The sequence below is a fragment of the Arthrobacter pascens genome (genome assembly GCF_017052465.1).
Lineage (GTDB): Bacteria > Actinomycetota > Actinomycetes > Actinomycetales > Micrococcaceae > Arthrobacter > Arthrobacter pascens.
In genome coordinates this window covers 17,835-42,321 of the sequence record NZ_JAFHKT010000104.1, presented here as the reverse complement: position 1 = coordinate 42,321, position 24,487 = coordinate 17,835, and the positions used below count along the sequence as shown (strand labels likewise).

The following is a 24,487-nucleotide window of genomic DNA, read 5'->3' as shown; positions in this document are numbered from 1 at the left end:
GGTGCATCGGAAACCGGCAGGTTGACGCCGCTTCTACTGCGCGGTGTCCGCCCAGCCTTTGCTGGCCGGACCGCCGTCGGGCCCGTCCTCACAGAGCTGCGCCGCGGTGCCGGCGGCCTGCGCGATCGCCGCGGCTGACTCCTTGGAGTCAGCCCCGCCGCTGCCGACGGCGAGTCCCGCCGCGTAGCCCACCATGAGGGTGGTGATCGGTGCGGCGGCGTGGGTCACCGACCGCGCCGACGTCCTGGCGAGATCCAGCACCTGTTCCTGGTCGAATTCAAGGTCCAAGAGCTGCAGGGCCTGCGCCAGCCGGTGGCTCCACTGGGCCAGGATCTGTGCCTCGTCGTCGTCGACAGCCATGTTCACTCCTCGGTAGTGGCTTCTGCGGCGGGGCGTGCCAGCCATCCCGCCCGGTGGCCACGACACTACAAGGCTTTCCGGCGTAAGTCACCGGTGGGAGTGTGGGCGTGCCCGCATCCTGAGGAACAGCCAGACGGTTCGGGGGAGCGGCCAGATAAGGGCCAGCGCCAACACGGGCACGAGCATGACGCCGACGTCGGGAAACTGGCGGACGATGACGGCCAGGTGGGTGTCGAACTTGGCGGGGGCGTAGATGAAGCAGAGCCACAGCGCGAACCCGTCGAGGGCGAGCGCCCCAAGGCCCACAGCCCACGGCGTCCACCGGCTGCCGGCCGCGGCGGGTCTCCGGAGCAGGACGGCGAGCGCCAGCCACAGGCTCAGCAGTTCCGCCAGCAGCAGTCCCAGCGAGACGGCCCAGCTGTAGCGCTGGAGCCAGTCCTCCTGCACCACCGTCGGCGCCGGCTGCTGCCCGTGGAGAATCCGCAGGACGTTGGTGTCGATGGCCTTGAGCCGCGACGGGGCCGAGGTGTCATTCGCGTTGATGACCATGGCGACGCCGAGCCCGGAGGAGGGGACCACGGCCTGGTAGGTGTGCGAATTGCCCCATTCCCCTTGATGCTCCGCGAGCAGCGGCAAGGTGTCCGCATCGGGCTGTTCTCCAGGGGCGGCGGACTCCACGAGCGGCCGGGTGAACCACCCCATGGCGTACCCCTTGGACGCATCCACGCGCACCCGCGGCTCCAGCAGGGCCGCCACGCTTTCGGGCCGGAGGATGCGGCGGTCACGGTACATGCCCCCGTTGAGCAGGGCGCTCAGCTCATGGCTCTTGTCCTCGGCCGAGGCGTACATGGTGGTGGACGGCATTCCGGTGCTGGGTGCGGGCACGTCGGTCTGTTGCCAGAGCGCGCCGAACCACAGTGAATAGCCGGCAGCCGCATTGTCTGCACGGGCCGCAGCACGCGCGGGATGGCTGTGGGTCATCTCCAACGGCTCCAAGATGTGCTGCTCCACATAGTCCCCGAACGGCCGGCCGGAGACCGTCTGCACCAGCAGGCCCAGTATGTTGAAGTTGGCATTGGCGTAGCCGAATGCTTCGCCCGGCACTCCGGCCAGCGGGGAAGCTGACAGGGCGCGCACCCCTTCTTCGATGGCCTCCGGGCCCTGCGCGTCCGAGGCTTCGAAGGCCGTGTCCTTGGAGGCCATGCCGCTGGCCTGATGGAGCAGATGGCGCACCGTGATCTCTGCAGCGCGGCTGCCCCGCAACGTAAACCACGGGAGGTAGGTCCGCACCGGCTCGTCCAGCCGGAGCCGGCCGGCCTCGACCTGCTGCATCACGGCGATGGACGTGAGGGACTTGGTGGTTGACGCCAGCAGCACCGGCGTCTGGGGCGTCATTGGCCGCCCCGAGTCATCGGCGCGGCCGAACGCGGCGGAGTGCACCTGGACGCCGTCCTTGACGACGACGATGGCGACGCCCGGAATCCCCAGGGCGCTGATCTGCTCTCGGAGGAAGGTGTCCACCGCCTCGAATGCCTGGTCGGAGATGACTGGTTCTGCAGCCGGGCTTCCGACGGCGGCAGACGCCGGCGTTCCGGCGGCGTCTGCCGGCAGCGTGAAACCGCAGAGAACGGCAACCGCCAGGAAGCACGACAGCATGAAGCGCGATGACCAGGGACTCTTTCGCATGCGCACCTGCTTCGGCCGACCGTCTCTTCACGGTAGGGCCTGCCCGGGGGTAAGACAATGCACGCTGGCGCCGGGCGGGCGAGTGCGGCTCCCCTGCGGCCGCAACCTTCACGCCGGAAGATTCACGGCCGCAGGGGTGCCGGTACTACCCGAGAAGATACGGCAGGGATGTGGCAGCCAGGTGCAAGTCCTCCGCGCGAGCGGCCGGCCCGGTGATCATGCTGAGCAGGGGCGTGCCGGCGGCGCCGCTCACGGTCAGCGTCACCGGCGAGTCCACGATGGGCAGCGGGACCGCCATGATTCCCTTCCGGCCGGACAGTTCCAGCACGCCGGCGTCGATGATCACCCGCAGTTCGGACCCCTCGTCCGCCGGGAGGAACGCGTAGGCGAAGTCGGCGTTCCCGGCAGCCGTCACGCGGAGGCCCTCCCCGTCGTGTCGGAGGGTGGCCAAGGGCCCGTCTAGGGTGGCCAGGTGGATAACCGCCGCGGCGGTGACGGTGCACCGCAGGTCCGCGCCGCCGTCGAGCACTGTCTCGAAAACCGAGCCGCCCACGTGCTCCAGGTGGCCCGGCTGGGAGTACGTGGCGAGGTCGGCGTGCGGGGTGGCCACCAGGGTGTCGCCGTCGAGGGTCAGCGTGTGCGGAATGCTGAGCGCGCTGGCCCACTGCCCCTCGGGGCTGACCACGCCGCGGACCCAGAAGATCAGCGACGGCGCGCCGTCCTTGTCCCGGAAGAAGGACGGAGCGTAGTAGCTCTTGCCGAAGCTGAGCTGCCCCCAGGACCGGGCGGTGAACTTTCCGCCGGAGTAGCTGCCCACACCGTAGGCCACATAGTGCAGCACGTCGTCCTCCCAGATGGAGGTGACCAGGACGTGGGAGCCGCCGATCTCAAACAGCTGGGGGCATTCCCACATGGTGCCGGTCCAAACACGGTCCGTCTCCGTGCCGTTGCGCTGCGCGGCAACGCCGTCCAGCGTCCACCGCGAAAGGTCCGGGGAACTGTAGGAAACTGCGGCGGCGGTTCCGCCCTCCAGCCCGGCGCCCACGAACATGCGCCACTGGTCCCCGTCGCGGAAAACGAACGGGTCCCGGTAGGCCACCACGCCAAGGTCCGGCGCGGTCATCAGCTTCGTGCCCTTGGTCCACGTGGTCCAGGAGGCGTCGTCCGGGGTGGCCGTGCGGACGGTGCCGACGCCGATGTCCGGCTCGGTGACCGACGTGTAGAACATGGTGGCGGCACCATCGGTGCCGGTGACGATGGAACCTGACCAGACGCCGTCGTCCCCTTCCCCGGGAGCCACGGCGACACCCTGCTCGGTCCAGGCGATCATGTCCGGGGAGGTGGCGTGGCCCCAGTGGCAGTTGGAGGCCCACGTGGTGCGGCCGGGAACGTACTGGTAGAAGAGGTGGTACTGGCCGTCCTTCCAGGTCACGCCGAGTGGATCGTTGATCCAGCCTTCGGCGGCGGTGAAGTGGAGAGCGGGGCGGGGTTCGTGCGCGTTCATGCTGATCCTTCTGTGCTGGCTGCTGGAGATGGCTGCTTGATCGGTTAGGGGACCGGGACGCTGCTGGCGGCCAGGAACCGCTGCCGGACCTCCCGCGCCTGCTCGGCGTTGGCCCTCTCCCACTCGTCAATTTCTGCCCTGCGCTCGTTCCGGACCGCGTCGCGCGTTTCGGTGAACTGCGTCATCCGCGCGGACGAGGCGTCACGGGCGGCCTGCTGGGCCGGCGACAGGTCCGGCAGGGGGCGTTCTTCCACCTGGTCACGCGGCCGCAGCGGCAGGCGCTCCTCCACGGCGTCGATGTCCAGCACGGGGGAGGGGAGGGTCTGGTACCAGTAGGCGGTGGAGGACCAATCATCGGAGAGGTGGTTGGCGTGGCCGTGCTCGAACGTGACCTTGATGCGCTTCTGGAACCTGATGGGATCCGTCATGTGGAAGCGGTAGCTGTGGTGGAAGCCCGGCACATTTTCCTCGTGGACCATCGTGCCGTTCATGAGGAAGGCGTTGTGCTGCATGCCCCAGGCGTGGCCGAAGTAGTCCTCCATGCCAGTGCCGTGCAGGCTGGGCGGCCAGGTGTCGTCGTCGATGAAGATCATGTCGTCCCCCTCGCCCCACCAGGAGCCCTGGAAGTGGCGCACCGCAAGGTTGCAGCCCACGTAGTGCCCCTGGCCCTCGGTCTCCAGGACCACGTAGTTGTCCTCGCCGGAGAGGTTGGGGATGGCCACCTCGATGCTGTTGGTCTGCAGGTCCGGGCCCCAGCCGGCGTTGGGCTTCTGCCGGCGCCAGTGGGCGTGGAAGTAGGCGGTGTCCTCCGGCAGGGGCTCGGTGTAGAGCTCATAGTCGATGTAGAAGTACTGCAGGTAGGGGATGTCGTTCTGGTTTTCGACGGTGATGCGGGCCCGGGAGTTGAAGGGCATCTCGAAGTAGCTGTTGAACGCCGCGCTGCCGCCGAACGTGTTCAGTTCCCCCTCTTTGGCTGAGACGGAGAGCGGCAGTGAATCGTAGGAACCGGACAGGGAGTTCAGCAGGCCGAAGAAGTCACCCAGGGGCGCGATCACGCTCGGGGTCTCCTGGTCATCCCAGTACATCCTGATGACGATCTTGCGGTAGTAGTCCGGGTCCACCACTTCCCAGCTGACGCCGAGGGCGTTGTGGATTTCGAGCATCGGCACGCCCACCAGTTCCGGGGAGATCTGGCCGGGGCCCGGCTGGATCCGGCACGACTGGGTCATCCAGATATGCGTGATGGCACCCGGACCCTCGATGTCCGCCAGGACGCGTTCCTCCCCGGGCATGACGATCCAGTTGTCGCGGTTGCGGCCGGTCTGGTCCCAGCTGGAGGAGCGGGCCGTGCGGGCGGTGGAGAGCTTGGTCAGGCTCGAGAGCAGGCCGGAGCGGGGCGATGAAGCCATGGTGGTGTTGCCTTTCTTTCTGTAAGGAAGAGTTGGTGGTTAGCCCTTGACGGCTGATTGGGTGAGGCTGGCGATGATCCACCGCTGGGCCACGAGGAAGACGATGAGGGCCGGTGCGATGGCGATGGTGGTGGCGGCCATGACCTGGGCCACGTTGCCGGCGCCGTACGGGCCGAGCATCAGGACCAGGCCCAGCGGCAGGGTGGCGGTGTCCGTGCTGTTGAGGAAGATCGACGGCGCGAAGTAGGCGTTCCAGCTGCCCAGGAACGTGATCACACCCAGAGTGCTCACGGCGTTCTTGGCCAGCGGCAGCGCGATCAGCCGGTAGGTCTGCCAGGCGGTGGCGCCGTCCATGCGGGCGGCGTCGATGATTTCCTGCGGCAGCCCGAGGAAGAACTGCCGCAGCAGGAAGACGCCCAGCGCTCCGGTGATGCCCGGCAGGATCAGGCTGAGCGGGTTGTCCAGCAGGCCGAAGGTCCTCATCAGCAGGAACAGCGGAATGATGGTCACCTGCGCCGGAACCATCAGCGAGGACAGCAATCCCACGAAGATGGAGTTGCGGCCGGGGAATTCCAGCTTGGCGAAGGCGTAGCCGGCCATCGGCGCCGTGATGATCATGCCGATGCTGACGGCGATGGCAATGACCGCGCTGTTGAACATGTTTTTCAGGATCGGCACCGGCCCGCTGACAGCCCCCGCGTAGTTGGACCAGTCCCATTCCGTGGGCAGCCACTGGGGCGGCAGGTCGTAGGCGTGGCTGGCGTCCCGGAGCGACGTGGTGAACATCCAGAGGAAGGGGGCGATCATTCCCACCGCGCCGATGACCAGCAGCGCAACGGAAACGGATTTCCCGACGCCGGGCCGCCGTCGTACGGTTTTTCCGGTACCCGGGCGGGACGGGAGGACAGAGACGTTGGCGTTACTCATTGTTCACCCATGACTTCCTGAGGCGGAACTGCACCAGCGTCACCAGCATGATGATCACGAACAGCGTGACCGCGATGGCTGAGGCATAGCCCATATCGAACTTGTTGAAGGCAACTTCCGCGATGTACATCACCACGCTGCGGCTGGCATCGCCCGGGCCGCCCCTGGTGAGCACGATGATCGATTCGTAGATCTGGAACGCGCCGATGATGGTGATGGTGATGTTGAAGAACGTTGCCTGGCTGATCATCGGAAGGGTGATCCGGCGGAAGACCTGCCATTCGTTGGCGCCGTCCATGCGGGCGGCCTCCACCATGTCCTTGGGGACTTCCTGCAGGGCCGCCACGAAGATCAGCATGGCGAATCCCACGTTCCGCCAGGTGTCCACGATGATCACGGAGACCTTGGAGAACTCCGAGCTGTTGAGCCAGTCGATCCGTTCGCCGCCCATCGCGGTGATGTAGTAGTTCAGGATGCCGGTGTCCTTCTGGAACAGTGCCTGCCAGATGATGGACACGTACACCAGGGCCACCAGGTAGGGGAAGAAATACGCCGAGCGGAAGACGTACGTCAGGGCCCGGGGGAGGCGCTGGTTGATCAGGACGGCGAACAGGAGCGCGAAGCCGTTGATGAGGACGACGGCGGCGCCGACGTAGAGGACCGTGTTGCCGTAGGTGGTGGCCAGCCGTTCGTCCCGGAACATGCGGACGTAGTTGTCGAGGCCGACGAACTTGGGTGCCGTGAGGATGTTGTACTTGGTGAGGCTCAGGTAGAGGGCGGCCACCAGCGGGCCGAGGACGAAAACCAGGAACCCGATGACGGTGGGTGCCGTGAACATGTATCCGGTGAGGGCTTCCCGACGGCGGGCCGCGCTGCGGTGCCCGGGGCCGCCCCCGCGCCCCGAGGGGGGCGCGGGCGGCAGCTGCGTTTGGGGGGCGGTCAGAGTCACTGCTGCAACGCCTCCTCAACATCCTTTTGGGCCTTTTCCAGTGAAGAGCCGATGTCCTGACCGGACATGATCTCGTCCATGGCCCGCATGAACGCCGGATCGAGCACGTTGTAGGCGCGCGGGGCCGCTACCGGCTTGGCGTAGGAGAGGGAGTTGTAATACTCCGCCGCGTGCTTGGGGGAGGACAGGAACTCCGGCGATGAAGCGGCAGTCTTGGTGGACGGAACGGCGGCGCCGGCGTCGGCCCATTGCTTCTGCGTCTGCTGGTCGGTGAGCATCTTGATGAACTCCCAGGAAAGTTCCTGGTTCTTGGACGTCTTGGAGACGGCGAACGCGCCGGCGCCGAAGACCGTGGACTTGGTGGTTCCCTTCGGCCACGGGAGGATGTCGTAGTCGGAGAAGCCCGCCTTTTCGAAGCCGCCGGTGACGAAGTGGCCGGCGCCGGTCATGGCTGCCTTGCCGGCGGGGAACAGCTGGTAGGGGTCCGATCCCTTGGGCTGCGGCGACACTCCGTGTTCGGTGACAAGGTCGCGCACCCAGCCCACGGTTTCCTTGACCTTCTCGTCGGTCAGCTGGGCGGTCTCCAGGTCATCGCTCATCATCGACGTGCCGTTCGAGTACAGCCACGGGGTGATGCCAAAGGAGTAGTACGGCATGGCGAAGCCGTAGACCTTGTTCGCGCCCGAGCCCGTGGTCAGCTTCTTGGAGATCGCCAGGAACTCGTCCCAGGTCCAGTCGTCGCTGGGCCGTTCGATGCCGGCCGCCTCGAACATCTTGGTGTTGTAGTAGATCACCATGGTGTTGAAGGTGTTGGGCATCAGGTAGGTGGAGCCGTCCTTGCTGAACCCTTCGAGCAGCTTCGGGTCGATGTCCTTGCGCAGGGACGCTGCCTCGGGGTCGTTCTTGAGGAAGCCGTCCAGGGGAGTGAACAGCTCGTTGGCCAGGCCCAGCTCCACACCTTCGGTGGCGATGTTGATGACGTCCGGGGCCTGGCCGGCAGCGGCCTGCGTGACGAGCTTGTTGACGTATTCCGTCCACGTGGTGATGGGAGTGAAGTTGTTGTTCACCGTCACGTTCGGGTACTTCTCCTTGAAACGCTCGGCGACGCCGTCGTACACGGCTTTGTCTCCCGGATCGCCCCAGTTCGAGACGGAGATGGTGGCGGTGATGTCCTTCGCGGGGGCCGCGTAGGGGCCGGCCGCCGCCGGGGCGGCGGATTCGGTGGCGCTTCCGCAGGCGGTGAGGGCCAGCAGGGCCACGGCTGCCGCCGTGGCGATGGACGTGCGGACTGTTTTTCTCATGTGATGCTCCTTTGCATGCGGCGCGGGGGTGCGCTGATGGGATGCGTTGGGGTTTGTACAGCAGTTTTGGGGCCTGGCTGGTAGAGCTGTGAATCGGTGGAGCTGTCAGTCGGTGGAGCGGCGGAATTCGATCTCTGATTCGAGTCGAAGGATCTTGGTGGGGGCGGAGGGGGTCTCGAGGCGCCGCATGAGTAGACCCACGGCGCTCTCGCCAAGCTGGAACGCCGGCTGGCGTACGGTGGTGATCTGGGGCTGGAACAGGTCCGAGTAGGTAAAGCCGTCAAACGTGGCGAATGCCATGGTCCCGGGAACCTGCAGCCCTTCGTGCTGGACGGCACGCAGGGCCCCTGCCGCCAGCAGGGTGCTGCAGGCCAGGATCGCCGTCGGACCCGCGGCGGAGTCGCCCAGCAGCGGCCGGACCCGGTCAAACGTTGCCGCCGCCGTGACCGTGCCTTCGCACAGCAGGCTGTCCGGCACCTCCAGGCCCCGCTGCAGCATGGCGGCGCGGAAACCGTCATGGCGCTCGCGGAGCGAGGAGACCCGCAGGTCCCCGGAGACGAGCATGATCCGTTCGTGGCCGCGGTCCGTGAGGTGCTCAACCAGGGCTGCCATGGCGGACTGGTTGTTCACCCCCACCTGGTCCACGTCCAGGTCCGCGAGCCGGTCCAACAGGACCAGGGGCTTCTTCTCGTTGCGGATCCGCTCAAGCAGCCCGGCCCGTGACCCGGCTGCCCGCGCGATGATCAGGCCATCGACGCGGCGGTCCAGGAGTGCCTCCACCGCAGCGCGTTCCCTGGCGGGATCTTCCGCCGAGTTGGCCAGCAGCAGGGACAGGCCGTGCTGTGCCGCGGCCTCTTCCACCCCGTGCACCATGTCCGCGAAGGCAGGCTCCCCGGCGTCTGAGACAACCAGGCCGATGGAGTCCGTCCTGGCGCGGCGCATGGAGCGGGCCAGTGCGTCCCGCCGGTAGCCGGTGGCCTGCACCGCACTGATGACGCGGGCCTTGGTCTCCGGTTCAACGTGCCGTGTCTCGTTGAGGACGTGCGACACAGTGGACGTCGAAACGCCTGCAAGTGATGCGACATCGACGATGGTTGCCACTGCGACTCCTTCTAGCGAAACGATTGCGCGAACGTTTCGATAGTAGAGACAAACGTTTCGATGTGCAATGGGTCACATGAAAGATTCTGAAAGTCAGTGCGTTGCGGCCGCCGGTAGGGGCGGCGCCGCCGTGCGCGGCCGCCGGTAGGTGCGCCGCCGCAGAAGCCGATTGCGCGAACGTACACTTGAGGCCCCAAAAGCGGGGGCCTCAAGTGTACGTTCGCGCTCGGGGCGGTTTAGGAGGCCGGGGTGGAGCCGGTCGAGGCCCGGTATTCGATCGTCGGCGCCAGCCGGACAACGGAGGTCTCGGCCGACTTGTCGGCGATGCGCCGGGTCAGCAGCTCGGCGGCCGTGGCGCCGACCTGGAACGCCGGCTGCCGGACGGTGGTGAGCTGGGGCTCGAACAGGTCCGCATAGGCGAAGCCGTCGAACGCCGCGAAGGCGATGTCCTCGGGCATCCGCAGCCCCCGCTGCTGGATGCGCCGCAGCGCGGCTGCAGCCAGTACCGTGCTGCACGCGATGACGGCGGTGGGCGGGGCGGCCGCCGACAGCGCGTCCTCTATCCCGGCGTCGGACTCTGCCTGTCCGGCGGCGGTGACCGTGAGCTGGTCCGACGGTGGGATGCCGGCCGCCGTCATGGCGTCCTGGAAGGCGCGGTGCCGTTCCCGCAGTGTGGACACCCGGGTGTCCCCAGCCACGAGCAGTATCCGCTCATGGCCCTGCGACGTGAGGTGCTCCACCAGTTCCGTGATGGGCACGGTGTTTTCAACGCCCACCTGGTCAAAGGGGTCCTCGGACAGCCGGTCCATCAGCACCAGCGGCGTGTCCCGGTTGGCGAACTCCGCCAGGGCCTCCGGGCCGGAGCCGGCGGCGCGGGCCAGGATGAGGCCGTCCACCCTGCGTTCCAGGAGGGCCTCGACGGCGCGGGCCTCGCGCTGAGGGTCTTCGGCGGAATTGGCCAGGAGGAGGGTGATGCCCTGGTTGGCGGCGGTTTCCTCCACGCCGCGGATCATCTCGGCGAAAGCCGGCTCGCCGCCGTCGGAAACGATCAGGCCGATGCTGTCCGTCCGGGAGCGCCGCATGGCGCGGGCCAGCGCGTCCTGGCGGTAGGAGGTTTCCTCGATGGCCTTGAGGACGCGCTGCCGCGTCTCGTCGCCGACGTGCCTGGTGCCGTTCAGGACATGGGAAACAGTGGAGATGGACACCCCGGCAAGCTGGGCCACTTTTACCATCGTCGTCATCGTCGCCGCCCTCGGAGAATCGTTTACGCGAACGTTTCGCGCCCGCCTCCGCCAGTCTACAGACGGGCGCCCGGGAGCGGGCACAGGGCTTCAGGAGCGCGCCGGGCCCCAGGAACTGAGGGCGGCAAGGCCGGCGGCTGCTGCGGTGCTCAGCACCACAGCCCCCAACCAGAGTGATGGCGGCCAGCGGATCGCATCCGTCACCGCGAAGGCGACGAGCTGGCCCGTCCACAGGAGCGCCGCGATGCCTGCCGCGACCCCGGGCAGCCGCCGGCTTAGCCAGGCGTCCGGTGCCGTGGCCAGCAGCAGGTCAGCCACCACGGCGGCCACGGTGGCTCCGGCTGCTCCGGCGATGGCGAACGGTCGCAGGCCCACCATCGCGACGGGCAGCCAGGCCGCCGCAACGACCAGCATGGTGACGATCCCGCGGGCGGGGCGCCGGGCTGCGGAGAGTGTGAAGAGGAAGGGTGCGATGATCAGAGCCGTGGTCAGCAGGTAGCTCGCCAGGGCGATGACCACCGGCATCTCAGACTGGATGCGCCCGGGCGTCCCCACCGGCATTGGCGTGAAGAGGGCCGTCGGTCCCGGCCGGACGAAGGCGGAGCAGTAGATGAGGAAGAACGCCCCTAGCCCGGTCAAGAGGACGACGGCGAACAGCGCCGCCGGGGTCCACGCAAAGTTCCCGGGGTGGCTGGCCGCGCGGGCGCTGCGGACCGCGGTGCCGAGGATGAGGAAGAGGCTGAAACCGAGCAGCAGGTGGGTGGGGCTGACCAGGGCATCCAGCGAGACTTCGATGCCCAGCAGTTCGTGCCACAGCAGGTCCAGCCCGCCGGCGGTGGCAAAGAGGATTACCCCTACCGCGGTTCCGCGGTAGCCGGGCGGAGCGGCCTGCCACAGCGGCTGCCCGGGCGCCCTGTTCCGCCAGATCACGACGGCGGTCCACGCGGCCGTGGCCACCATGCCGGAGTAGAGGGCCGCGTGCCATGGGGTGAAGAAGGTTTCCAGGCTGGGGACGTTGAGGTGCGCCCAGCCGTCCAGGAACACGGCCAGCAGCAGCCACAGGCCCAGGAGCTCTGTCACCAGGTCGCGGAGTCCGCCGGCCCTTGTGTTGCGCGCAGTGTCGAGCATTGGTGCCCACTTCCACGGAGCCATCAGGTGAGGGGATGGTACTGCCGTGGCGGGGCAGTCACAAGGGAGGAGCTTCCGTGCCGCCATCACACTCCGGAGTGGCCTGTGACGGCGGCAGGGAATGGCTCCACTATCCGTAGCTCATTCCGTGCATCAGGTTGTTGCTTCGATCGGCGTGGTTTCAAGCGACAAGCTTTGCGTAGATCACGTAATTGTCGTCGAACAGACCTGTTTCCGGATCATAACCATCACACGTGATAAGCCGCAGTTCGGGGCCCGCGGTATTCCCGTAGACCGTCTGTGTTGGGAACGCATCCTTGGGGTACTGGTCGCCATGGTCGAATGCGAATACGCTCGTCGTGCCAGGTTCTAGTCTTCGTTGGCGGTCCCCATCCGCTTCATCTTTCCACCAGCGATGAGCATCCAAGCCATTGATCAAGTTCCTGGGACGTTCCGTATGGAACGGTTTCGGAAAGGGCCACGGTGTAGTGATCGTGCCGGTGCCTGGTGACAAGAATTCCGTGCGCTTTTGTGTGCCGGGCCAGTTGCTGGAGTTGCCAGACGGCTTCTTCAAGCTGTTCTTCAAGGCCGCGCCGGGTGGTGGGTTGGATTTTGCATTCAGAGAAAGCCGACATTATGGCCTTTCATTTGGATCCTTCGGGTCTTGGCTTTCACGCCAATTAGCCGGCCGGCACGAAGCGTACGGCAGAGACGCCGATGGAGCTTCCCTCAGTGGGAAGACAGGAGAACACCGTGCCGGGCACAGCAGCCACTACCTGTGACCGGCACGGTCACCCGTTCGCTCATGATTGCAGACCGACCGGGAGCCTCGAGAGCGTCTGCATGCCGCGTGGAGAAACCGTTCCTGGTTATTGGCGTCAGACGTACCTTCAGCGTTAGCCCTTCTGGAGTACGCCCACGGTCAGCAACGCGTTCGCGAACCGCCGTGAATCTCCCGTCACGACGCACAAGGCAAGATTCTGTGACCTGGCGAGGTCATAGAATCCGAATCGATCCACGAACTCCGTTTCGGTGCCTTCGGGCATTAGGTCATCGACTTCTGCATGAACAAGACACGGAGTTGCGTCCCCGGTGGGAGTGATCCGCGTCAGTTTTTCGACACGGACCGTGCCCAGGACGGCGCGTAGGACCTGGGGCACTGTCGGAAAGTCCGCCTCCAGGTTCAGGTACACGGTTTCTGCATTTGGGCCGACAGCGGTCGCTGCTGAATAGTGTCCGTCTGTGATCAGGACGGTGGCGCCGTGGCCGGCGGCAGCCAGAGCGGAGATGATGCGTGGATGCGTCAGTTGTCCGGTGATCATGCGAAGTACTGGCCGCCGTTGATGTCGACAACGGTGCCCGTGATGAAGCGTGCGTGCTCGGACGCAAGCCATAACGCCGCGCCTGCTACATCTTCGGGAACTCCTGCCCGTCCGAGCGGGATCGTCTCGATCGTGGCGGCTTTGGACTCCGCGGTGGTGAAGGTGTCATGGAAGGGTGTCGCTTCGATGAAGCCAGGGGCCAGGGCATTGACGGTGATACCGGACGATGCCATTTCTTTTGAAAGCCCACGGGTGAAGCCAAAGATAGCGGCTTTGGACGTGGCGTAGGCTGTCGCACCGGCGTGTCCGCCGTTGCGTCCTGCCAACGAGGCGACATTGATGATGCGGCCGCCGCCGTTGATCAATGGCAGGGCGAAGTGGGTCATCAGGAAGGTGCTGTCCAGGTTGACGGCCAGAACCTCCTTCCAGAGTTTGAAGTCCATGTCACCGATGGCCGAACGCTGAATGAGGCCGCCGACATTGTTGACGAGAATATCCAGCCGTCCGAAGTCACGGCCGAGGACTTCCACCGCCCGCTGGACTTCTGTTTCGATGGTCGCATCCAACTGCAGGGAGGTAAGGGGGTGTCCCGAGTGGCGTTCCACCTCATCGGCGAAATCCTGATCGGGTTTGTGGTTGTTGTAGGTGATGGCGATCCTGGCCCCGGCCTTGGCGATGGCCAGGGCAATGCCTTGTCCTATGCCGGTGCCTCCGCCTGTAATCAGAGCGGTCTTTCCGCGCAGTGACTGTTCAAACACGTTGACTTGTTCCTTTCATGCCAGCCGGTTCTCGGCTGGGCTAATTGGTTTTGGCTAGTTCGGCTGCTGCGACGGCGCTGGGAGTGGCTGTGCCTTCGGGCCGGTTCCGGGCGTAGAGGAAAGTCGCGACGGCGGTGATTACCAGGCATGCAGCGAGGAAGAGCAGGCCGGCAAGGTTGCTGTGTGTTGCGTCGTTGAGCAGCCCGACGGCGTAGGGGGCTACGAACCCTCCAACGTTTCCTATGGAGTTGACCAGCGCCAGGCCTGCTGCTGCGGCGGCGCCGCCCAATGCGGCTGATGGCATGGAGAGGAGGGGTGCTGTTGCAGAGAAGACGCCCATGGCGGCGATCGTGAGGAATAGCAGTGCTGCGACAGGGTTGAGCGGGAGGAGGAACGCGGCCCCGGTCAGCCCGAATGCTGCGATGAGCATGCTGATGCTGGCGTGGGCTGCGCGTTTGCCGGTCCTGTCGGACCGGCGGCTCCAGTAGAAGACGAAGAACGTTGCTGCGGCGTAGGGTATGACGACGATGAAGCCGACTTGTGCGGGATCGAGCTTGCCCAGTCCGGCCACCACTGTGGGAAGCCACAAACCAAAGCCGTAGATGCCGCAGACCATGCCAAAGTTCAGGAACGCATACACGAGGGCGCGGCGGTCTTTGAGCCCGTCCAGGAAGCTGTGCGATCCGCTGCGCTGCTTCTCGGCCAGTTCGTTGGCCATGGTCGTACTCAGCCAGCTACGTTCGTCCGGCCTAAGCCAGTGGGCCTCTTCCGGACGGTCGGTCAGTAACCGTGGAGCCATGAACCCCAGGATGATGGCGGGGATGCCTTCAATAATGTATAGCCACTGCCATCCGTGGAGGCCCAGCAACCCGTCCAGGTTCAGTAGCAATCCCGAGAGAGGTGCGCCGATGGCGTTGGATACCGGCTGCGCGAGGATGAACAGTCCGAGTACGGTTACCCGCTGGGCCGCCGGGAACCACAGGGTGAGGTAGAAGACGACGGCAGGAAAGAAGCCGGCTTCGGCGGCTCCGAGCAGGAAACGGATCACGTAAAACGTCGTCTCACCGCTGACCAGCGCCATGGCGGTGGCGCAGATGCCCCAGCTGACCAGGATCCGGGCGATCCACTTCCTCGCCCCGAACCTGTACATGCCTCCATTGCTCGGGACTTCGAACAGGGCATACCCAATAAAGAAGATGCCGGCACCAAGGCCGTAGGCGGAGGCAGTCAGGCCGATGTCTTCGCTCATCGTCAGTTTCGCAAAACCGACGTTGTTCCGGTCCAAAAATGCGACGAAATATAGAAGGCAGATCACAGGGATGATCCGGCGACGCACCTTGGCCAGGGTCCGGTCGCCAAGCTCCCCGAACGTGAGCTGGGCGGGGCGCTGCCTGGCTGAAATCAATGTCTTCATCAAGACTCCTTTGGCTTAATTCAAAGCCGCAACGGATCATTTGGCGATCCCACGACTCGTCGTACACATGGAAGTGTGCACCATATGCACGGCATGTGCAAGAAGCGCGCGCTCTTCGGTCATGGGCACTCCGGAATGTCGCCCCGTCTTGACCTCCATTCGACTAAGATCGTAGATTTATACACATGATGTGCATATGTTGCACCAGTGTCGATCGGCGAGATGATGCAGGATTTTCTCGAGGCAAGCGTGGTGGTTGTCCCTTTGCCTGCCGGGGAACGGGCGCTGCGGTATCAAGAGGGCCTAATCTGACTGGCGGGCCTGATCCAGAACGCTAGGCAATCCCGGTGATACTGCCAACCTCAAGTGGGCTGCTGTCTAAACTGGGAACCCTGATCAGCTGATGAGCCGTAATCCCGACCGACCACCAAAACACAGGATCGAGCAGAAACCATGTCGCAGACGGTAGCCCGGGCAATCCAGATTCTGGAATATTGCAGTGAACACCCGCGGACGCTGAAAGACATCGCCGCGGACCTAGGGGTTCACCGGACAACAGCATCTAGGATCCTGCAGACCATGATCGAAGCGGGGTTTGTACGGACGGATGAGCGCGGCTATTTCGGTGTCGGCTTCAGACTGGCTGGCCTGGCACAGTCAGCCCTGGAACAATTCGATCTCAGGTCAGTCGTACACCCTCACATTGTCCGACTCAGTGAACACCTTGGCCACACCGTTCAGTTCGCCGTACCGGAAGCCAGCCGCATCGTCTACGTCGATAAGGTCGAACCCGAACAATCCATCAGCCTGAACACAAGAATCGGCGGATTCGTAGTCATCCACACAGCCGGGGTCAGCAAGGCCATTCTCGCGTTCATTGATGACGCCCGCCGTGAGTCCATTCTGGATAACGCCACGTTCGAACAACGGACGCCCAACTCCATAACTTCCAGGTCCGAATTCGTGAAGCGTCTTGAAGCGGTACGCGCACAAGGATGGGCTGAGGACAACGGCGAGTTCGACATCGTCTCGAACTGCATAGCAGCGCCCGTATGGGATCACGCAGACCGCGTCGCAGGCGCGATATCCATAACAACGTTCCGGGAGAAGACCGGCCTGGAAGAGCTCCGCCGCAGCGTTCCTGACCTTCTGGCGACAACCATGTCCATCTCCCTCGAGCTCGGCTGGAAGCCTAAAGGAGAGACCGTACAGTCATGGGCAAGGGCAACAGGATGACCGAACGGAATCCACCGGCGATAGATAAGCTCCACGTCGTCACCATGGGAGTCTCGGGGAGCGGCAAAAGCCTCATCGGCCACACCCTCGCGGAAATCCTCGGGGCGCACTTCCTGGACGGCGATGACCTTCACCCGGCATCTAACATCGAAAAAATGGCGACGGGCCAGGCCCTCACCGACGCGGACCGCGGACCGTGGCTTTGGCAAGTCGGACTGCGCTTGGCCTCTGCGGAAGGACCGCTCGTCATCGCGTGCAGCGCACTAAAGCGCTCGTACCGCGACATCATCAGGCAAGCAGCACCAGAAGCCGTTTTCATACATTTAACAGGGAGCATCGCCCTGTTGCACGCCAGAATGTCCCGCAGGGAGGAACACTTCATGCCGGTCACTCTGCTTCAGTCCCAGCTCCCTTGCTTGAATTTGACGGTCCGCACGCAAAAGCGAAACCGTCAGCAGGCCTCAGGATGCAGAAATTGACCATGGCCTACCGAGCGCGTGCCGACAGATCCCCTGCGCAGTGGACTACGCCGAACATGGAGTCGTTGACCTTTTCGTGAACACGGCGTCCCGCTCCGGCGGCCGGACCGAACTGGCACGCTTCGGTCGGCCGGTGTCCGACCCGATCGTCATCGCGGACAAGCTGACGACCGCCCAGGATGCCCGCGCGAAGGGACCGACCGCGGAAGACGCCGCCCGCCTCGTAGGCTGGAGCCGCACAACGCTCTACCGCCACCATCAAGCCCTGGCTACACGCCAGAGCGACGACTCCATATCCAGCCTCGCGTTCCGGTAGTCCTGGCGGTTCATACAGTTCGCCGCACAAGCGCCCCGTGCGCCAGACTGTTGCCGTGAGCAACTCTCCCCGCACCGGCCTCGCCGTGGCCGGCCTCAGCCTGGGCACGTCGCTGAACCCTCTGAACTCGTCGATGATCGCAGTCGCCCTGGTGGTGCTGCGCGAGGATTTCAGGCTCGACGTCGCCACCGTCACCTGGGTAATCACCGCCTTCTACATCACCTCGGCCGCGGGCCAGCCGCTGATGGGTCGGCTGGCGGACAGGTTCGGGCCGCGGCGGCTCTTCATGCTCGGCATGGCGCTGGTGGCAGTGTCCTGCGCGCTGGCGCCCTTTTCGCCCAACTTCGTGTTCGTCTGCGTCGCCCGTGCGCTCATGGCGCTGGGGACCGCGACGGCGTACCCGAGTGCCGTCGTCATGGTCGGTGCGCTCGCCAAGCAGGCAAACACGACCTCGACCCGGCCGCTGGGCCGGATCCAGATGGCCAACACGTCCGGGGCGGCGGTCGGCCCGGTGGTGGGCGGGCTGCTGGTGAGCCTGGTGGGCTGGGAGGCATTGTTCGTGATCAACGTCCCGCTCGCGCTCGCCGCTTTGCTCATCGTGCGGAGGTCTGCGCCCGCGGACCAGGCGCGGGAGCGGGGCAGCGTGGCCGTCCTGCTGCGCGACTCGGACATCCCCGGCATCCTCGCTTTCGTGGGCGGCATGGTGCTGCTGCTCATGGGTCTGCTGGACGCGCTGCCCGGCTTCCGCTGGTGGCTGCTGGGCGGGGCCATGCTGCTCGCCGTGCTGTTCGCGTGGCGGGAGCTGAGCTTCAAACGCCCGTTCCTGGACCTGCGGCTGCTGGGCAGGAACCGGCCGCTGCTGCTGGTGTACCTGGGCTTCACGGTATTCAGCGGCGTGTACTACTTCGCCTTCTTCGGGCTGCCGCAACTGCTGCAGGAGGCCGGAGGCTATGACCCCGGCCTGGTGGGCCTGCTGATGCTGCCGCTGGCGGCCATGTCCGTCGTCATCACACCGCTCGCCGTCCGCGCGATCGACCGGTTCGGGGTGCGGCGGGTGCTGATCGCCGGCGTCGTAGTCCTTACAGTGGCGGCAGCGGCACTCTGGCTGCTGACGGCGTCCTTCGCCGTGCTGCTAGTGCTGGCGCTGACTGCCCTGATGGGCGTGCCGTACGGCTCGGTCAGCATCGCCTCCAACCAGGGGCTGTACCTGTCCGCCGCGCCGGAGGACAGGGGAGTGGCCGCCGGGATCTTCCAGACCTGCCGGTACGTCGGCGCCATCGGGGCCACCGTGATGATCGGCATCTTCTACGGCACCGGCGTCAACCAAGAGAACTGGGGCCGCATGGTGCTGGTGATGCTCGCGCTCAGCGCGGTGACGTTCGTGGTGTCGCTGCTGTGGCGGGAGCACAGGGAATAGGCGCCGTCCACTGCACGGGCGGGTGCAATGACCGAGTGAAGCCGCCGTAGGAAATGAGGACACGAGCATTTCACACTTGCCGGTAACGTACACAAGAGTCGTGAGAGGCGGCCGTCACAGGGACGGCCGCCTTCATGCTCCCACTGCGGGGAGGCTCTTTACACGCCCGAGTTTTAGCGCAATTTGAACTGAATAGGGGAAGAGGTCGGCGCTGCGCCTGCGAAAGTGCCTTCCTCAGGAATAGGGCTACTTTGTTACATGAACCACAACCGCTTTATCGACGGATTGCTCGATCCCAGGTTTATCAATCCCCGTGACCGTCCAGTTGCTGAGCAGCAAAACGGTCTTGCCGGTATCGGAGTTGTAAATGACCTTTTCGAATCCCAGGGCAGTCAGGTCGTCGTCGAGGGCTTCGGCATTCATTCCCGCCACATCTGCAGGGATAATGGCGGTTGTTGTCGCGATCGGAGCGGCGGCTGCCGGAGCAGGCGCCGCAGGAGCGGCCGCAGCGGGGGCCGGTGCAGCTGTCACAGTTGCGGTGGCTGTAGTCGTCACGGTTGCAGTAGCTGTTTCCGTAACGGTATGCGTGACTGCGGGAGCTGCTTGCGGCGCGGCGCATCCCGCGGAACCGGCGAGCGCCAGACACACGAGGGCTCCAATGGCCAATGCTTTCGTCATTTTCCCCATTTTCTCTTTCCATTGTCGATTGCTATGGCCCTTGAGTTCATGAATTGCCTTCATCAGTAAAATCATCGTGGAGGGCTTGTAGCAAAAAAATAGTGAGCGATACCCGTGGTCCCGATATTGGTGGGCAACACCAGGAAAACAAGCCGTCCCAAAATATTTTGTCTCTAATTCCGCTGGCCTAGCCGGGTTTGCGGAAATCCTCAGGGAATACTGCGGGAAGGCTTAGGAGAAGTGGATGCAGGCAGCACGGCGTCCTTCGCCGTGCTGCTCAACAGCACGCTGCGGCGGATAGCATCGGCACCGCATGCCGCGGGCACCGTCGGGAGCCGAAGGGATAGGGCACCGGTTTGTGCGCAGGGATTGACCGCCGGGCCGAAAGGCCTACGATGAGCGGCGTCGGTACATTTCAAGGAGGAGATGTGTGATGTCACGCGCTGAAGTAGAGCAGCTTGACGACCGCGGAATGGCGGCCTGGGACCAGCATGATGCGGCGGCGTTCACCGCACTGCTGGCAGATGAGTTTTCGTTTTCCGACGTGATGGCGCCGGAGCCTTTCCGCAGCCGGGAGCAGGTGCAGGCCTACATGGAAACGTGGTTCACGGCGTTTCCGGATATGCGCGTCAAGACTGCCAGCAGGGTGGTTACCGAGGATCAGGTGGCGGCGGAGGTGGAGTTCACCGGCACGAACACGGGGCCGCTGCGCATGGGCGACCATGAGATTCCGGCCACAGGCAAGTTGGTGTTCGGCACTGGCACCTACTTCGCCTCCATCAAGGACGGAAAGTTTGTCTCCTTCCGCGCCCATCCGGACGTGGCATCCATGATGCAGCAACTGATGCCGGGGGCCATGAACTGACGCCGTGCCCGGGGCCAGTTGGCCCTACGCGGCTACTGGGCCAGGCGCCGGTTGCGTGCCTGGCGGGCCAGCCGGCTGAAGGCAAAGACGAAGACGGCCTCGATCAGGACCATCAGTCCGAGTAACAGCCACTGCCCCTGGGCCGTGAACACGATCGCGCCGGCGAGGACCAGTACCGTTCCGAGGACCAGGGCGTACACGGCGAACCCGAAGGCCACTCTTGCGCTGCGCACGCCGGTGCGGAAGCCAAAGCCCAGCGGCTGGCCCCCGGGTATTCCTTGGACGCGGTCGGGGCCTGCGGGTTGGAGCGAGTCGAACTCTTCCCACGGATCCCGGTCCTGATCCTGATCGGTCATGCTTCCATTATCTCGCGCAAACGGGCGGCCAGGGCCGGCGCGCGCGCCCAGCGGCGGGCGCGGTTGCTGTGGGCGGCAGTACGCGCCGTCGTCATCTGGCTTCTTGCACAGTGCGGGCGAGCAGACAGAACTCGTTGCCTTCGGGATCACTGAGAACAACCCACGTTGCCTCGGGCCCCTGGCCCACGTCCGTGTGCCTCGCTCCCAGGCCCAGGAACCGCTCGAGCTCGTCGGCTGTCGATGTGCCGTCGGCGCGAAGGTCGAGATGCAGCCGGTTCTTGACGGACTTGTTCTCCGGCACCGGCACGACGTCGATGGTGGGCCATGCGCCGTCTGGTGGCCCGATGCTGATGACGCCGTCGTCCTCCTCGACCACATGCCAGCCGAGGACGTTGCACCAGAATTCGGCGACCACGCTCGGCTGTACGGCGTCGATCACGATGGCCGCTATACGACTGGACATGGCACCATCCTATGCGCGGTGGGAAAATGAGCGGACAGCCCACAGCCAACGACGGCGCCATCCGCAAAATGACGCCCTCCACTGGACCTGGAGGAACGAAAATGCCTGCTGAACGGTGCACGCACAGTTTGAAGAATGATGCGGTGGTGGCGCCGCTATGACCGAGCGGCCGTTGAAGACGCGGCGGCTACGCGTTTCCGACATCAACGTAGTTAACCACCGGACGCTGAAAAAGGCACTTGGCGGAACGATCGTCGGCAACACCATGGAGTGGTACGACGTCGGCGTGTTCGGTTACCTGATCACCACCATGGGGCCGGTGTTCCTGCCCGAGGCCGACAGGGCCGTGCAGAACCTGTTCCTGCTGGGAACCTTCGCGGCCACGTTCATCGCCCGCCCGCTGGGCGGCGTGTTCTTCGGCTGGCTGGGCGACAAGATCGGCCGGCAGAAGGTGCTGGCCATGACCCTGATGCTGATGGCGGCGGCAACGTTCGCCGTCGGCGTGCTGCCCGGATACGCGGTGCTGGGCATCTGGGCGGCGGTGCTGCTGGTGGTCACCAAGCTGGTCCAGGGCTTTTCCACCGGCGGTGAGTACGCCGGTGCCACCACGTTCGTCTGTGAGCATTCGCCGGACAAGCGCCGGGGCTTCTTCGTCAGCTTCCTGGACATGGGCAGCTACCTGGGGTTCGCGCTGGGCGCGGGCGTTGTTTCCGCCCTTCAGCTGACGCTGGGCCAGGACCAGATGGAGGCGTGGGGCTGGCGCATTCCGTTCCTGGTCGCCGGCCCGCTGGGCATCGTCGCCATCTACTTCCGGATGAAGATCGAGGAGTCACCGACATTCCAGGCAACCCTGGAAGCGGAAGAGGTATCCGCCCGGCACCCCGAGACCGGCGAAGTGATCGGAGCCGTGGGCCCGATGGGCATTTTCAAGGCCCACTGGCGGCCGATAGTGCTGGCGATGATTCTTGTGGCGGCCGCCAACACGGTGGCCTACGCCCTCACGTCCTACATGCCCACGTACCTGACCAGCAACAAGGGGTACGACGAGATCCAGGGGACGCTGCTGACCATCCCAGTCCTGGTGGCCATGGCGCTGTGCATCCCGCTCACCGGCCGTCTCTCGGACAGGATCGGACGCCGTCCTGTGCTCTGGATCGGGGCCATCAGCACCGTGGTGCTGTCGATTCCCGCGTTCCTGGTGATCTCGATTGGGACCGTCCCGGCCACGCTCCTGGGCCTCGCCCTGCTGGCCTTCCCCGTGGCGTTTTCCGTGGCCAACCTCGCGTCGGCGCTGCCGGCGCTGTTCCCGACGGAGCACCGCTACGCGGCCATGGGCATCGCCTACAACTTCGCGGTGGCCATCTTCGGCGGGACCGCCCCGTTCATCATCGCCGCGCTCATCGAGGCGACAGGCAACGACATGATGCCGGCGTACTACCTCATGGCCATGGGGGCCATCGCCGCCGTCACCATTTACTTCCTGCCGGAATCCGCGCGACGGCACCTGCCCGGCTCCATGCCCAGCGTGGATTCGGAGGAAGCGGCCCGCGAGCTGGTGGCGACGCAGGACGCGAACCCGCTGCTGGACATGGACACGCTGCCGTTCGACAGCAGCTACGAGGCCGCGAGGGCGGCGCACGTGGGACATCAGGGGAGGCCGGGGGAGGGCTGAGGCGGTCTAGGCGTCGGAGACCTTCATGCCCCGGGCGCGCTTTCCGGGGAACGCGGTCCGGAGCTGTGCCCGGAACGTCAGCGGGCTGCGCCGGCTGACCGCCATGACCGAGAGCAGGCCGGTCAGCAGCACGATGATGCCGCCCGCCGCCACCGACCAGCGCGCGCCGAACTCCGTGCCGATCCACCCCATGAGCGGCGCTCCCACGGCGGTGCCGCCCTGGAGGACGGCCAGGTAGAGGGCCAGTACGCGCCCCCGGAACTGCGGCTCCACGGAGAGCTGGATGCTGGTGTTGCAGCTGTTCAGGAAAGTGATGGAGGCCAGGCCCACCGGTATCAGCACGGCGGCGTAGAGCCAGAACGACGGCGACACGCTCGCTACCAGCGTGAAGATCCCGAGTCCGAGGGCCCCGCCGAGCAGGAACCGCAGCCGGGGGCCGCTCCGGCGGGCCGCGAGCAGGGCGCCGGCCAGCGTCCCGACGGCCATGATGGAGCCCAGCAGCCCGAATTCACCCGGCCCCATTCCGAACTCTGCGGTGGACATCAGGGCGTTGGTGATGGCGAAGTTCATGCCGAAGGCGCCGAGGACGCCCACCATGACCAGGATGAGCACCAGGTCCGGCCGCTGCCGCACATAGCGCAGGCCCTCGGCCACCTGGTGCTTGCCGCGGGAGGCCAGCGTGGCCGGGGCCAGCTCGGAGGTTCGGATCCGGAACAGCGAGATGATGACGGCGGCGAAGCTGGCTGCGTTGAGCAGGAAGACCGGTCCGGTGCCCACCCAGGCGATGAGCACACCGGCGATGGCGGGACCGGTGAGCCTGGCGGTGTTGAAGGAAGCGGAGTTCAGCGCCACCGCATTGGCCACCCTGTCCTGCCCCACGAGTTCGGAGACGAAGGCCTGGCGGGCCGGCGCGTCAATGGCGCTGGCCAGTCCAAGGCACAGGGCGGCCAGGTACGCGTGCCACAGCTGGGCGTTGCCTGTTACCACCAGGAGTCCAATGGCCAGCCCGCACAGTCCCATCGCCAGCTGCGTCCACAGCAGGATCACACGTTTGCTGTGCCGGTCGGCGAGCACGCCGCCGAAAGGGCCAAGCAGCAGCATCGGCAGAAATTGCAGGCCCGTAGTGATGCCGACGGCGGTGCCGGAGTGGTCCGTGAGGACGGTCAGCACCAGCCAGTCCTGCGCCACCCGCTGCATCCAGGTGCCGATATTGGAGACGAGTGCCCCGCCCGCCCAGATGCGGTAGTTGGGATTCTCCAATGCTTGGAACATGGCGCTCATTTGGCGGCCAGCTGCTGCATGATGTGGGCGGCGCGGCTGAGGGTCTGGCGGTCCTCGTCGCTGAGTCCGGCGACGCGTTGGGCCAGCCAGGCTGTCCGCTGTTCCCGGGCCTCGGCCAGGACATCCTTCCCGGCCGGGGTGATTCCCACCTGGACCTGGCGGCCGTCTGCGGGGTGGGCTGTCCGGGTGACGAAACCTTGCTCCGTGAGGGCGTTGACGATCCGGGTCATGGATGGCGCCTGCACGTGCTCGCGTTCGGCCAGTGCGCGGAGGGTCTGCGGGCCGTTGCCGTGCAGTTGCGCCAGGACCGTGTACTGGCCGGGTGTGATGATGTCCCCGGTTGCCTCCACGCGGAGCCTGCGGGAGGTGCGCATCACCGCTGTCCGCAGGTCGATGGCCAAACTGTCCGGCGTGATGCTGTCCTTGGGCTCCCGGTCCGTTGCTGTCACTGTGTGTTGCGCCTCCTGCAAATTTAGTTAGCAATGCTAATTAGCTCCGCTAACCATTATGCTCCCGCCGGGTGATGGCGGCAAGTGGGTGGCGGCGTCGGCTACTGACCGGACGTGGTTGTACCAACGGGCGGGGCTCCGCCTCGCGCTATTTCCGTAGCCACGAATCGGTTCC

General features: G+C 65.4%; 24 protein-coding genes and 1 pseudogene. 7 read left to right on the top strand and 18 right to left on the bottom strand.

All coding sequences use genetic code 11. From position 1 onward, the window contains the following. Positions 1 to 33: 33 nt before the first annotated feature. From JYA52_RS02690 to JYA52_RS02645, 10 genes are all read right to left on the bottom strand, one after another. The gene (locus JYA52_RS02690) at positions 34 to 360 is read right to left on the bottom strand and encodes a DUF6457 domain-containing protein (RefSeq protein ID WP_205651605.1); all 327 of its coding nucleotides are present in this window, start codon (positions 358 to 360) and stop codon (positions 34 to 36) included. Positions 361 to 447: 87 nt separating this feature from the next. Continuing rightward, positions 448 to 2,046, bottom strand: a complete 1,599-nt coding sequence (locus JYA52_RS02685) for a serine hydrolase domain-containing protein (RefSeq protein ID WP_205651604.1) — start codon at positions 2,044 to 2,046, stop codon at positions 448 to 450. A gap of 145 nt (positions 2,047 to 2,191) precedes the next feature. Continuing rightward, the gene (locus tag JYA52_RS02680) at positions 2,192 to 3,550 is read right to left on the bottom strand and encodes a glycoside hydrolase family 32 protein (protein WP_205651603.1); all 1,359 of its coding nucleotides are present in this window, start codon (positions 3,548 to 3,550) and stop codon (positions 2,192 to 2,194) included. Positions 3,551 to 3,594: 44 nt separating this feature from the next. Further along, a complete protein-coding gene (locus JYA52_RS02675) occupies positions 3,595 to 4,959 on the bottom strand; it encodes a glycoside hydrolase family 172 protein (protein WP_205651602.1) in 1,365 nt (454 codons plus the stop codon). Positions 4,960 to 4,998: 39 nt separating this feature from the next. After that, the gene (locus JYA52_RS02670) at positions 4,999 to 5,886 is read right to left on the bottom strand and encodes a carbohydrate ABC transporter permease (protein WP_205651601.1); all 888 of its coding nucleotides are present in this window, start codon (positions 5,884 to 5,886) and stop codon (positions 4,999 to 5,001) included. Further along, the gene (locus JYA52_RS02665; RefSeq protein ID WP_205651600.1) at positions 5,879 to 6,835 is read right to left on the bottom strand and encodes a carbohydrate ABC transporter permease; all 957 of its coding nucleotides are present in this window, start codon (positions 6,833 to 6,835) and stop codon (positions 5,879 to 5,881) included. The genes JYA52_RS02670 and JYA52_RS02665 overlap by 8 nt, the downstream gene beginning before the upstream one ends. Beyond that, positions 6,832 to 8,136 (bottom strand): ABC transporter substrate-binding protein, encoded by a 1,305-nt coding sequence (locus JYA52_RS02660; protein WP_205651599.1) that lies wholly within the window; start codon positions 8,134 to 8,136, stop codon positions 6,832 to 6,834. The genes JYA52_RS02665 and JYA52_RS02660 overlap by 4 nt, the downstream gene beginning before the upstream one ends. A gap of 105 nt (positions 8,137 to 8,241) precedes the next feature. After that, entirely contained in the window at positions 8,242 to 9,237 is a 996-nt protein-coding gene (locus JYA52_RS02655) for a LacI family DNA-binding transcriptional regulator (RefSeq protein WP_205651598.1), read from the bottom strand. Positions 9,238 to 9,473: 236 nt separating this feature from the next. Continuing rightward, positions 9,474 to 10,478 carry a LacI family DNA-binding transcriptional regulator gene (locus tag JYA52_RS02650; protein WP_205651597.1) on the bottom strand — a complete coding sequence of 335 codons (1,005 nt, stop codon included), beginning with the start codon at positions 10,476 to 10,478 and terminating at the stop codon, positions 9,474 to 9,476. A gap of 90 nt (positions 10,479 to 10,568) precedes the next feature. Continuing rightward, positions 10,569 to 11,606 carry a hypothetical protein gene (locus JYA52_RS02645; protein ID WP_205651596.1) on the bottom strand — a complete coding sequence of 346 codons (1,038 nt, stop codon included), beginning with the start codon at positions 11,604 to 11,606 and terminating at the stop codon, positions 10,569 to 10,571. Positions 11,607 to 12,037: 431 nt separating this feature from the next. Between JYA52_RS02645 and JYA52_RS02640 the strand changes: the two genes are divergently transcribed. Next, entirely contained in the window at positions 12,038 to 12,388 is a 351-nt protein-coding gene (locus tag JYA52_RS02640; protein ID WP_205651595.1) for a hypothetical protein, read from the top strand. Positions 12,389 to 12,502: 114 nt separating this feature from the next. Here the strand turns inward: JYA52_RS02640 and JYA52_RS02635 are convergent, their stop codons facing one another. The 3 genes from JYA52_RS02635 to JYA52_RS02625 are packed head-to-tail and all read right to left on the bottom strand — an operon-like array spanning position 12,503 to position 15,100. Beyond that, positions 12,503 to 12,928 carry an RbsD/FucU domain-containing protein gene (locus tag JYA52_RS02635; RefSeq protein ID WP_205651594.1) on the bottom strand — a complete coding sequence of 142 codons (426 nt, stop codon included), beginning with the start codon at positions 12,926 to 12,928 and terminating at the stop codon, positions 12,503 to 12,505. Further along, the gene (locus JYA52_RS02630) at positions 12,925 to 13,686 is read right to left on the bottom strand and encodes an SDR family NAD(P)-dependent oxidoreductase (protein ID WP_307869286.1); all 762 of its coding nucleotides are present in this window, start codon (positions 13,684 to 13,686) and stop codon (positions 12,925 to 12,927) included. The genes JYA52_RS02635 and JYA52_RS02630 overlap by 4 nt, the downstream gene beginning before the upstream one ends. 40 nt (positions 13,687 to 13,726) lie before the next feature. After that, positions 13,727 to 15,100, bottom strand: a complete 1,374-nt coding sequence (locus JYA52_RS02625; protein ID WP_205651593.1) for an MFS transporter — start codon at positions 15,098 to 15,100, stop codon at positions 13,727 to 13,729. A 453-nt stretch (positions 15,101 to 15,553) separates the two neighbouring features. Here JYA52_RS02625 and JYA52_RS02620 point away from each other — a divergent pair, with 453 nt between their 5' ends. The 4 genes and pseudogenes from JYA52_RS02620 to JYA52_RS02605 all read left to right on the top strand — a co-directional run bounded on the left by JYA52_RS02620 (position 15,554) and on the right by JYA52_RS02605 (position 18,548). Then, complete coding sequence (locus JYA52_RS02620) at positions 15,554 to 16,336, top strand: IclR family transcriptional regulator (protein ID WP_205651592.1); 783 nt, start codon at positions 15,554 to 15,556, stop codon at positions 16,334 to 16,336. Next, positions 16,315 to 16,815 carry a gluconokinase gene (locus JYA52_RS02615; protein ID WP_240459881.1) on the top strand — a complete coding sequence of 167 codons (501 nt, stop codon included), beginning with the start codon at positions 16,315 to 16,317 and terminating at the stop codon, positions 16,813 to 16,815. Before JYA52_RS02620 ends, JYA52_RS02615 begins: the two co-directional genes overlap by 22 nt. 112 nt (positions 16,816 to 16,927) lie before the next feature. Beyond that, positions 16,928 to 17,131: pseudogene (locus JYA52_RS02610) on the top strand (hypothetical protein); the annotation flags it as partial. A gap of 55 nt (positions 17,132 to 17,186) precedes the next feature. After that, positions 17,187 to 18,548 (top strand): MFS transporter, encoded by a 1,362-nt coding sequence (locus JYA52_RS02605; protein ID WP_205651591.1) that lies wholly within the window; start codon positions 17,187 to 17,189, stop codon positions 18,546 to 18,548. A gap of 246 nt (positions 18,549 to 18,794) precedes the next feature. Here JYA52_RS02605 and JYA52_RS02600 read toward each other — a convergent pair whose 3' ends face one another. Beyond that, entirely contained in the window at positions 18,795 to 19,301 is a 507-nt protein-coding gene (locus JYA52_RS02600) for a hypothetical protein (RefSeq protein ID WP_205651617.1), read from the bottom strand. A gap of 358 nt (positions 19,302 to 19,659) precedes the next feature. Between JYA52_RS02600 and JYA52_RS02595 the strand changes: the two genes are divergently transcribed. Then, the gene (locus tag JYA52_RS02595) at positions 19,660 to 20,091 is read left to right on the top strand and encodes an ester cyclase (RefSeq protein WP_205651590.1); all 432 of its coding nucleotides are present in this window, start codon (positions 19,660 to 19,662) and stop codon (positions 20,089 to 20,091) included. 32 nt (positions 20,092 to 20,123) lie between these two features. Here the strand turns inward: JYA52_RS02595 and JYA52_RS02590 are convergent, their stop codons facing one another. Together JYA52_RS02590 and JYA52_RS02585 are read right to left on the bottom strand one after the other, a co-directional pair. Then, positions 20,124 to 20,447, bottom strand: coding sequence for a hypothetical protein (locus tag JYA52_RS02590; protein ID WP_205651589.1), 324 nt, complete (start codon positions 20,445 to 20,447; stop codon positions 20,124 to 20,126). Positions 20,448 to 20,538: 91 nt separating this feature from the next. Beyond that, complete coding sequence (locus tag JYA52_RS02585) at positions 20,539 to 20,910, bottom strand: VOC family protein (RefSeq protein ID WP_205651588.1); 372 nt, start codon at positions 20,908 to 20,910, stop codon at positions 20,539 to 20,541. Positions 20,911 to 21,067: 157 nt separating this feature from the next. On the opposite strand from JYA52_RS02585, the gene JYA52_RS02580 reads away from it, so the two are divergent. Then, on the top strand, positions 21,068 to 22,582 hold the full coding sequence (locus tag JYA52_RS02580; protein ID WP_205651587.1) for an MFS transporter: 1,515 nt from the start codon (positions 21,068 to 21,070) through the stop codon (positions 22,580 to 22,582). Between the two features lie 6 nt (positions 22,583 to 22,588). Here JYA52_RS02580 and JYA52_RS02575 read toward each other — a convergent pair whose 3' ends face one another. Together JYA52_RS02575 and JYA52_RS02570 are read right to left on the bottom strand one after the other, a co-directional pair. Continuing rightward, positions 22,589 to 23,863, bottom strand: a complete 1,275-nt coding sequence (locus JYA52_RS02575) for an MFS transporter (protein WP_205651586.1) — start codon at positions 23,861 to 23,863, stop codon at positions 22,589 to 22,591. Next, complete coding sequence (locus JYA52_RS02570) at positions 23,860 to 24,237, bottom strand: MarR family winged helix-turn-helix transcriptional regulator (protein ID WP_205651612.1); 378 nt, start codon at positions 24,235 to 24,237, stop codon at positions 23,860 to 23,862. Before JYA52_RS02570 ends, JYA52_RS02575 begins: the two co-directional genes overlap by 4 nt. Positions 24,238 to 24,487: the final 250 nt, after the last annotated feature.